This window comes from Aliidiomarina celeris, from assembly GCF_003316875.1.
Taxonomy (GTDB): Bacteria; Pseudomonadota; Gammaproteobacteria; order Enterobacterales; family Alteromonadaceae; genus Aliidiomarina; species Aliidiomarina celeris.
Genome location: NZ_QMIL01000007.1, coordinates 151580 through 158886, shown reverse-complemented (window position 1 = coordinate 158886; position 7307 = coordinate 151580). Strand labels below are relative to the sequence as shown.

The window sequence follows — 7307 nt, the reverse complement described above, 5'->3', positions numbered from 1 at the left end:
ACGTCACAGTCTCGATGACTAAGGCGCGGCACTACCTCACTTACTTCATTGGTGAAATGCTAGCTAAACATTTCACCGTGAGAGATACAAGGCGCGGCACCGCCGCGCGTTGCTCCATGTCATTCAAATCACGCGTCACGCCAGGCCTTTAACACGGAATGGCCCGTGGCCACGATTCCGAGATCCATTGCGCCAACGTTGTAACGTTGCCGACGCAGATGCAGATCCCGCCAAGCGACCGACCAGCGCGGGAACAATTTTCAGAGGAAATTGTTGGCGTGCCCCTCGGGAGCGTTTGCACCATCCGTCGGTGTACATTGCAGCTCGGAATTTCTATAATTGGATATTGGATCGCTATCTATTGCTCACACTCTACATAACGCGGGAATCTAGGTACGTTCTTGTGCGTTAACCCTGAGTGACGAATACAAACATATGCCCCTATACTTGGGGGCGAGTTTCTTAGCTTGTCGGTTAAACCACTACCTACGTGGAATTGTTGTTGCTCGTCGTCTTCTACTAGTAAAGAACCTACTTGGCCTGAGTATTTCCCCTGACCGGGTTTGTATCCGATGACACGAGCGCGTATTTCGTCGACAGGCTTACGCTTTAATAAGTAAGGGGTTCTTAATCCAGAATAGTAGTTGAATTGGTGGTGGTACATGATGCCTTCACCTCCATTGGAAATAATGTCTTGATAAAAGTTATCAGCTTGTTCCTTTGCGTGAATTTGGTGCTGGCGAAGCACATATACAGGAGCACCTGGGTCGGTTGGATCTCGAAACGGTAGCATATTCTTTAATGCAAAATACCGCTCTGAGAATGTTCCGGTATGGTTCGGGCTGTCGAATATTACGTATTGCACGTCTCGCCATTCTGGATCGGTGGGATTGTTTCTTGCAACTAAAGCGTTAACTTTATGGAATTTTCCTCGACCTAGCCACAGTTCGCCGTCCAAAGATGTATTAGGTAGTGACTTTAACAGCCAGAGCGGCGCTTGTATAAGTATGCCTTGGCGGCTTCGAAGTGTAGTTCCGTTCCAAAATGCGCGCACGCCATCGAGTTTCTCACTGACAAAGTAATTTTCGTAATCTGTTAACCCGTTATAGGTTACCGAGTGCATTATCGGTAGTTCTTCGGTGTTATAGGGCGCTTTTACTTCCTCGGTAGAGGGAACTGCTTGAAGCTTAAGTTCAAGACTGGTATTTCCGTGAACAAGCAAAGTGTTAAAGAAAAGTGCACCGGCGATCGTTGACATTGATTTTCCTCCCTGAGAATCGTTAAGCTCTGATTATGAAAGTTAGGGTTAACTCTCGCAAAAAAAATCAGATATCGCCTACATTTTCACAAAAAAAAACCGCCCAGAGGGCGGTTAAAATAACAACAACAAGGAGGAAGTAAATCCAGGAACTACAATGAGTAAACTCATTTGCCAAAATTAAAAGCGACAACCTTTAGATTTGACAGGGGCCTTGCCCCAGAACACGAGCGTATTATAAGCAGATAGGGGAGTTGATCAAACGAGAAAAAATGCGCTCTCATATTAGAAAAACTAATGTGTTAAATATCTGTAACGCTTATTGAGCGTTTCTTTTTAGTACACGTATTTCGTAACTAATTGTATTTACAGGCTATATTTGTTTTCGCTTTATTGCTATTGATAAATAAAAGTCTGTCTAAAAATTCTACTTTTCGGTTTTTGTTGGCTTTAGATTAAATAAAGCCTTTACGCTCTGTTTACGTTGATTTTCTATAGGCGCCAGCTACGCTTTCAAAACGCCCAACGGTTCAGGTATAGTAGAGCGCTATTGATTAGCGCCGAGAGTTATAAAACGTGAGTTTCGAATGGCCCGTCCGAGTTTATTATGAAGACACCGATGCCGGCGGTATCGTTTATTATGCGAACTACTTAAAGTTCTGCGAACGAGCGCGTACAGAGTGGTTACGCTCGCTTGGAGTTGAGCAAGATACTTGGCTACAAAAAGGTGTAGGGTTTGTTGTAAGAAAAGCGGAGTTAGATTTAAGAGCTCCCGCTCGTTTTAATGATGAACTAACGGTAACCTGTGAGGTCGAACGGCTTCGTAAGGCATCAATCGAATTCTCCCAAAATATATACAACGCAACGGGTGAACTGTTATGTCGTGCGCGTATCGTTGCTGCCTGCGTTGATATTATTGCGGTAAAAACAAAAGCTATTCCGTCGTCTATTATTGAGGTTATACGTGGTGCAAGCTGATTTCTCATTTTTTGATCTTTTCCTGCAAGCGGGTCTCGTTGTTCAGGGTGTGATGCTGCTACTAGTGTTGATGTCTATTTTGTCTTGGGCACTTATTTTCCAACGGCGCAGGATTCTCAAAGTTGCGCACAAGGAGTGCCTTCAGTTTGAAGATAAATTTTGGTCAGGTGTTGATTTAGCGAAGCTATTTAAAGAGGTTTCAGCAAAAGGTAATCGCCTCAGCGGCATGGAGCATTTGTTCCATTCTGGCTTTCGGGAGTTCGCTCGGTTGAGAGGGAATCGCTCCATTGATAGTGCCGGGGTTATTAGCGGGTCGCAGCGTGCAATGCGAGTAGCGCATTCACGGGAGCTTGATCGATTGGAAAAGAGCTTGTCAGTTTTGGCTACAATAGGCTCAATTAGTCCCTACATCGGTCTCTTTGGTACCGTTTGGGGCATTATGAATGCGTTTATCGCGCTTGGCGAAGTACAGCAGGCTACCTTACAAATGGTTGCCCCTGGTATTGCGGAGGCATTGGTTGCCACGGCGATGGGTTTGTTTGCTGCTATTCCTGCGGTAATGGCGTATAACCGTTTTGTTTATAGAGTCGAGTTGCTCGACAACGCATATGTGAATTTCGCAGAAGAATTTACGTCTATATTACAACGCCAGTCTGCGTCGAATACTCAATCTTCAGGGACTGAAGAGGTGAGCTCTCTATGACAGAAATCATCAGAAAACGTCAAAAACGTAGGCCAATTGCGGAAATGAACGTAGTGCCCTACATCGACGTAATGTTGGTTTTGTTAATTATATTCATGGTCACTGCTGGCTTAATGAGCCAGGGCGTTGAAGTGGAGTTACCGACAGCTCAAGCTGAAACATTAGGAGGTGATACACCACCTCCTATTGTGGCCAGTGTGAATCGTGAAGGGCAATATTTTCTCGCCGTAGACGGCGGCGTCGACGAAGAAATGTCGGCCGTCGATTTAGCAACTTTAGTTGCAGCTCATTTGCAGCTAGATCCAGATACTCCCGTTTTGGTTCGGGGCGACGGTGATGTTAACTATGCCAAAGTGGTTCAACTCATGGTGTTGTTGCAACGAGCAGGTGTGCCGTCGGTGGGCCTGATGACACAGTCACCGGAAGAATAGTTATGTCTGAGTCTAGTATTGGAATTGCAGTTACTAAGTCGCTTGTTTTGCACGGCGCTATTGTTTTAACCGTGGTAGCCGGCGCACTATTCAAAACAGACTCTCCCCATGTTATTGAGTTGGGAGCAAATGAACCGCAAGAGCGAGAAATTATCGAAGCGGTTGCGGTTGATGAAGCGCGTGTTTTAGAGCAAGTGGCGCAAATTCAGAACCAGCGCGAAGAAGCGCGCCGAGCTGAGGAAGCTCGGGTTGCTGAACTTGAACGCCGCGCGCGCGAAGCAGAGCAACGCCGGCAACGGGAACAACAAGAAGCGCGTAGAGCCGAACAACAACGCAGAGAGCAAGAAAGTCTAGCTCGAGCAGAAGCTGAGCGTTTAGAGCAAGCGCGCCGGGAAGCAGAGCAACGTTTAGAAGCGCAAAGACTCGAAGAGGAACGGTTGGCGGAAGAACGTCGACAGCGTGAAGAACAAGAGCGCAGAGAGGAAGAAGCTGCTCGTGCTCAAGCAGAATTTGAACGCCAATTACGCGAAGCTGCGGAGCAGGAGCGAGCAGAGCGCGAGCAAGCGCGTCAGCGTCGTGTGCTGAGCGAGGTAGAGCGGTACCAAGTGTTGATTCGTCAGACGATTCAACGCAATTGGTTAACGGACCCAAGTATGCGCGGAAAATCGTGTGAGCTTCGTATTAGTATTGCTCGAGACGGGTTTGTAACCAACGTGCAAATTATGGAAGGCGACAGAGCCGTGTGTGAGTCGGCTCAAGCGGCGGTGTTACGAGCGGGTAGTCTACCGGTTTCGGAAGATCCGGATGTGTATCGAGAAATGAACAATATTCTATTACGTGTTGAACCAAACTTATAAGGCCTGGAGTGTCAATGAAGCAGTTTACTCTTGTTATTATCGCGTGCTTTGGTTTGTTTTTAATGCAACCGGCTCACTCGACCTTAGAGATTGTAATTACTGAGGGGACCGATAGCGCAAGACCAGTAGCGGTTGTTCCCTTTCATTGGTTCGGAGAGGGAGAGAGCCCCTACGACTTTACGGAAGTTGTTTCTGCAGACTTGTTGCGTAGTGGTCGCTTTAAACCCGTGGCGTTAAGTGAATTGCCGGGCCTTCCGTCGTCCGACGCCGACATTACGGATTATTCAGCATGGGCGCGGCTTGGCGTTGAAGCGGTATTAGTGGGTACGGTTGATGAGTTTGCTCCAGGTCGTTATGAAGTGACCTACCAGGTAATTGATCCGCTACGTGGGCAGATTACCGGCGGACTATCCAGCTATTTACAAGATGAAGATCTTGCTTTTGAACAAGACCATATTCTCGATTCACGTACGTCGGTGGTTTTGGACACGCAGTTTCGCCAGTATGCTCATCGAATTTCGGATGTTGTTTATGAAGCACTTACAGGCGAGCGTGGTGCGTTCTTAACTCGCATTGCCTATGTATTTGTTGACCCTGATGCGGATTTGCCGTACCAACTTATGGTTGCCGATTATGACGGGGAAAATGAACGGGTATTGCTTCGTTCTCCACAACCGATTATGTCACCGTCATGGTCGCCAGACGGCTCTCAACTTGCCTATGTTAGCTTTGAAAATCGCCGCGCAGAAATATTTACCCAAGACATTTATACCACGCAGCGTGAGAAGCTAACCTCCTTTCCGGGGATAAATGGTTCGCCTGCATGGTCTCCTGACGGTAAAAAAATGGCAATGGTGCTTTCAAAGGATGGAGCGCCTGATATTTATGTGATGGACCTAGAAAGCAAACGGTTGCAGAAAATCACCAACCATTGGCGAATTGACACCGAGCCTTCGTGGACACCCGACAGTAATACCTTAGTGTTCACCTCGGAGCGCGGTGGCAGGCCACAGCTCTATCGAGTAGACCTTGATACTGCGAAGGTTCGGCGCTTAACTTTTAATGGCGAAGCGAATCTCGGTGGAACTGTGTCGCCCGATGGCCGTTCACTGGTTGTTGTGAATCAAACGAACGGTCGTTTTCACATAGCACGCCAAGACTTTCCTACAGGCAATTTTCAGGAGTTGACGCAAACCTCACTCGACGAGTCGCCCAGTGTAGCGCCGAATGGCAGTATGATTATTTACAGTACAACGTACCAAAACAGGCAGGTGCTCGCGTTAGTATCAATGGACGGGCGTTTTCAGGCGCGGCTGCCTTCTCGAGAGGGGCAGGTAAAGTCGCCAGCGTGGTCACCGTTTCTCTAACTTTAAAAACGTGGTATGTTTTTGGTTTAAGAGCAATTTGAACTCGGTCTAGAAGGAAACCCAACTTATGCAACACAAAACGGTAATGAAAGGTGTTATTTTATCGGCGTCTATGTTGTTTCTTGCAGCGTGTAGCTCCACCAGTGACGAAAGTACGGTAGATGAACGTAGAAGTGCAGAGGCCGGGTCACAACAAAGTATCGGCTCTGGTGCGACTGAAAGCGAACGCAGACGTGGCGTTGAAACCGGTGCTGCAGACCGTGTATTAACTCCGGAAGAAGAGCGTGCTCAGGCTCGTGAAGAACGCCAGCAACGCTATGCTGACTTACGCCAAGAGCAAACGCTTTATTTCGATTTCGACGATGCCTCGATTCGCGGTGAATTCGCAGAGTTACTCGCAGCTCACGCGGATTACCTCACCCGCAATCCTTCTGTAACGGTTGTAATCGAAGGCCACACAGACGAACGCGGTACGCCGGAGTACAACATTGCACTGGGCGAGCGCCGAGCGAAGTCGGTGGTTGACTATTTACAGAGCCTTGGCGTTTCCTCACGGCAAATGAGTGTTGTGTCTTATGGCGAAGAGCGTCCAGTTGTTCGCCAAAGTAATGAAAGAGCATGGGCACAAAATCGTCGCGCGATTCTGGTTTATTAATAACGCCTAATCTTCGGATTTTGCTTGGAGCTGTTGGAATATGAAGTGTAAAACAAACACCATTAAGAGTTGGTTAAAGTATTCAGCGCTCGCGTTGCCGTTGGCTACTTTGCCGGCGATTGCACAAGAGTCGGTTGAAGCGAGAGTAGACCGGCTCGAAAGAGCATTTGAAGCGCGGCAGGAAGGCCAAGTTCGAATGCTGCAACAATTACAGCAGCTCCAACAAGAAATTAGCGAGTTACGAGGCATTACGGAAGACCACGCCAACCAATTGGCGCAAATACTGGATCGACAGCGGGATTTGTACCAGGAAATTGACCGTCGAATTTCCGAAGCGAGGCTTGCCGGTGCAGCTGTAGGTGGCGCGGTAAACTCCGCTGTGGCGAATTCAAGTGTAGATGAAGGTGAAGCCTACGACCGAGCAATACGCTTGGTGCTTGAGGAGCGTCGGTATGACTTAGCCATTCCAGAATTTGAAGCCTTCATTGCGGCTAATCCGGATTCGAGCTACTTAAGTAACGCACATTACTGGCTCGGCCAGTTGCATTTTGCGCAAGAAAACTATGCCGACGCCAAAGTGAACTTCCAAAAAGTTGTTAGTGATTTTCCAGACTCAACCAAACGTGCCGATTGCATGTTGAAGTTAGGGATTATTGCAGCAACGGAAGGAAATGCTGAGCAGGCGCGTTCGTTATTTGAACAGGTGAGGCAAGAGTACCCTGATTCTACCGAAGCGGGAATGGCCGCGCGCCAACTTGAGTCACTCCGTTAAAGGTTAAGAGTACGTTAATCGAGGGGGCTTGACCCCCTCGAATTGTTTAGTAATTCGTCGAACAGGTGTGAAAAAAGAAAAAAATTGCAATTTCAATACGGTTTTAAGTTGCAAGCAGCGTCGTTTTAAGTAAACTATGCGCCCGTTGCCTAGCACAGTGTTGCAAAGTAACAGTAAGCGGAAAAGGGTCGTTAGCTCAGTTGGTAGAGCAGTTGACTTTTAATCAATTGGTCGCTGGTTCGAATCCAGCACGACCCACCACTTTCCGAAAACAGTCAATATAGAA

At 47.7% G+C, this 7307-nt stretch carries 8 protein-coding genes and 1 tRNA gene; 8 read left to right on the top strand and 1 reads right to left on the bottom strand.

Translation table 11 applies throughout. The features are described from left to right. Nucleotides 1-358 precede the first annotated feature (358 nt). Complete coding sequence (locus DQW12_RS12335; RefSeq protein ID WP_113908163.1) at nt 359-1258, bottom strand: DNA ligase; 900 nt, start codon at nt 1256-1258, stop codon at nt 359-361. A 576-nt stretch (nt 1259-1834) separates the two neighbouring features. Between DQW12_RS12335 and ybgC the strand changes: the two genes are divergently transcribed. The 8 genes from ybgC to DQW12_RS12295 all read left to right on the top strand — a co-directional run bounded on the left by ybgC (nt 1835) and on the right by DQW12_RS12295 (nt 7282). Further along, on the top strand, nt 1835-2236 hold the full coding sequence (gene ybgC / locus DQW12_RS12330; RefSeq protein WP_113908162.1) for a tol-pal system-associated acyl-CoA thioesterase: 402 nt from the start codon (nt 1835-1837) through the stop codon (nt 2234-2236). Beyond that, on the top strand, nt 2226-2939 hold the full coding sequence (gene tolQ, locus DQW12_RS12325; RefSeq protein WP_113908178.1) for a protein TolQ: 714 nt from the start codon (nt 2226-2228) through the stop codon (nt 2937-2939). Before ybgC ends, tolQ begins: the two co-directional genes overlap by 11 nt. Beyond that, nucleotides 2936-3370 carry a protein TolR gene (gene tolR, locus DQW12_RS12320; protein ID WP_232819984.1) on the top strand — a complete coding sequence of 145 codons (435 nt, stop codon included), beginning with the start codon at nt 2936-2938 and terminating at the stop codon, nt 3368-3370. Before tolQ ends, tolR begins: the two co-directional genes overlap by 4 nt. A 2-nt stretch (nt 3371-3372) precedes the next feature. Next, a complete protein-coding gene (tolA, locus tag DQW12_RS12315; protein ID WP_113908161.1) occupies nt 3373-4227 on the top strand; it encodes a cell envelope integrity protein TolA in 855 nt (284 codons plus the stop codon). Between the two features lie 62 nt (nt 4228-4289). After that, nucleotides 4290-5594 carry a Tol-Pal system beta propeller repeat protein TolB gene (gene tolB / locus DQW12_RS12310; RefSeq protein WP_232819987.1) on the top strand — a complete coding sequence of 435 codons (1305 nt, stop codon included), beginning with the start codon at nt 4290-4292 and terminating at the stop codon, nt 5592-5594. Between the two features lie 67 nt (nt 5595-5661). Further along, entirely contained in the window at nt 5662-6249 is a 588-nt protein-coding gene (gene pal / locus DQW12_RS12305; RefSeq protein WP_113908159.1) for a peptidoglycan-associated lipoprotein Pal, read from the top strand. Nucleotides 6250-6289: 40 nt separating this feature from the next. Then, on the top strand, nt 6290-7021 hold the full coding sequence (gene ybgF, locus DQW12_RS12300; protein WP_113908158.1) for a tol-pal system protein YbgF: 732 nt from the start codon (nt 6290-6292) through the stop codon (nt 7019-7021). Between the two features lie 185 nt (nt 7022-7206). Then, a tRNA-Lys gene (locus tag DQW12_RS12295) sits at nt 7207-7282 on the top strand. Nucleotides 7283-7307: the final 25 nt, after the last annotated feature.

Coding starts and splice junctions, on each gene's coding strand:
- DQW12_RS12335 (WP_113908163.1), bottom strand. CDS start 1,258: ATGTCAACGATCGCCGGTGCACTTTTCTTTAACACTTTGCTTGTTCAC.
- tolR (WP_232819984.1), top strand. CDS start 2,936: ATGACAGAAATCATCAGAAAACGTCAAAAACGTAGGCCAATTGCGGAA.
- tolA (WP_113908161.1), top strand. CDS start 3,373: ATGTCTGAGTCTAGTATTGGAATTGCAGTTACTAAGTCGCTTGTTTTG.
- tolB (WP_232819987.1), top strand. CDS start 4,290: ATGCAACCGGCTCACTCGACCTTAGAGATTGTAATTACTGAGGGGACC.
- pal (WP_113908159.1), top strand. CDS start 5,662: ATGCAACACAAAACGGTAATGAAAGGTGTTATTTTATCGGCGTCTATG.
- ybgF (WP_113908158.1), top strand. CDS start 6,290: ATGAAGTGTAAAACAAACACCATTAAGAGTTGGTTAAAGTATTCAGCG.